Here is a 1,447-nt window from a genome sequence, read left to right as displayed (position 1 = left end):
GGCGGAATAGTTCCCACAGTGACAGAGGCTGATATGTTTGATACCCGCGGTGATCAAGGCGGACGCCTTGACGGCCATGGAGACTCCCTTGCCGTAGAGCTGCGCCTCTCGGAAGACCCCCGTGCCCTTTCCGCCCATGATATTGCAGAGGTTCGCCTGCGCTGGAACGGATCGGACTACACCTATACCACACCGGAGATAGTGGATGACCACCGCTTGTACATCCGTGACAACAATATCACGGGAAGTCAGGCCGGAGACGATGCCGAAATCACCCTTGTCTTTGAAGATGCTGAGGGCGTTCGCCATGAACGCAGATCGGATGTGAGCGATCGTATTGCTCCGGTTGTCCGTGCTGCGGCCTATGAGCGCCGTGAAAACAGTGATGATATTCTGACGGTAACCTTCTCAAAACCCGTACACAATACGGGAACCGCCACTGCCTTCAGGGTAGATAGAAACATCACCCTTGAAGTAGTTTCCCCGCAGCAGGGCGGCACAGAGGTGACCTATGAGATTCCCCAGGGCAGTACAGCACTGCAATACGGCGACTCCCTCTGGATTGGCGCCGGGGAAAACATTATGGACGCCTTGGAAAATGAACAACAATCCGGTGACAATGAGCGCGTGGAGATCTCCTACCACCGCGTAACGGAGCTAACCCGAGCCGTCTACTATGATACTGCTGAGCGCCCCGACGGCTATATCAATGAGATCCATCTCTTCTTTGATGCGCCCCTTCCGGAGGCTGGCAGCATAGATACGGATAAGGTTGGTCTTCCCGAACACCGCGAGATGGAGATTCTCTCCGCCACAGCAGAGGGCCAAGATCGCCTGATTCTCTCTGTACAACAAGACCACACGGTGGTTCCTCCAAACACCGCGACGACATCCGAGGATCTTCTCTCCATCGATGCGGTTGCTCTTACGGATACCCTCATGATCGGCACCCGTGAAGATGTGCAGATAGAAGATCGCCTTGCACCGGTGGCTGTTCGGGCACGCTTTCTTCCCGCCGATGATGCAGGACAAGAGCGCCTCATCGATACCCTGCGGGTGGTTTTTTCCGAAGAGGTGCATGCCCTTCGCGAAGAAAAACCCTTTGAGTTGGCACGGAACTCCGGAGAAACCTACACCCTTGCCTACGATGGCACAAGCTCCGTGGGGGCTTCTTCCATCGATTTCTATGTCGATTTTGATGACAATGTACACTTCCCCGAACCTGGAGACTCTCTCTGGGTGTATGAGGCAGGAGAAGTGACTGACGGAGAAGCAAATGTGCAAGAACGAAACACCGTCGCTGTTGCTCTGGAGATTGGAGAGTTTGATCCGGGATTTCGCGTGGCAATCACCCCCACCCCCTACGATATGCACCGGTTCCCGGATGATTCCCTTGTCTTGCGTGTGGTAGAGGGGCGTCGCCCCATTCCGGAGAGCTTGGAAGCGC

The 1,447-nt window shown here is 55.4% G+C and carries 1 protein-coding gene; it reads left to right on the top strand.

The window, feature by feature from the left end:
- Positions 1-33: 33 nt before the first annotated feature.
- A partial coding sequence (locus CALK_RS11625) for a hypothetical protein (protein ID WP_155851877.1) occupies positions 34-1,447 on the top strand: 1,414 nt, incomplete at its 3' end.

It is taken from the genome of Chitinivibrio alkaliphilus ACht1 (genome assembly GCF_000474745.1).
GTDB classification, from domain to species: domain Bacteria; phylum Fibrobacterota; class Chitinivibrionia; order Chitinivibrionales; family Chitinivibrionaceae; genus Chitinivibrio; species Chitinivibrio alkaliphilus.
The sequence above is the reverse complement of the archived record's forward strand: the minus strand, read 5'-3'. Positions and strand labels throughout refer to the sequence as shown.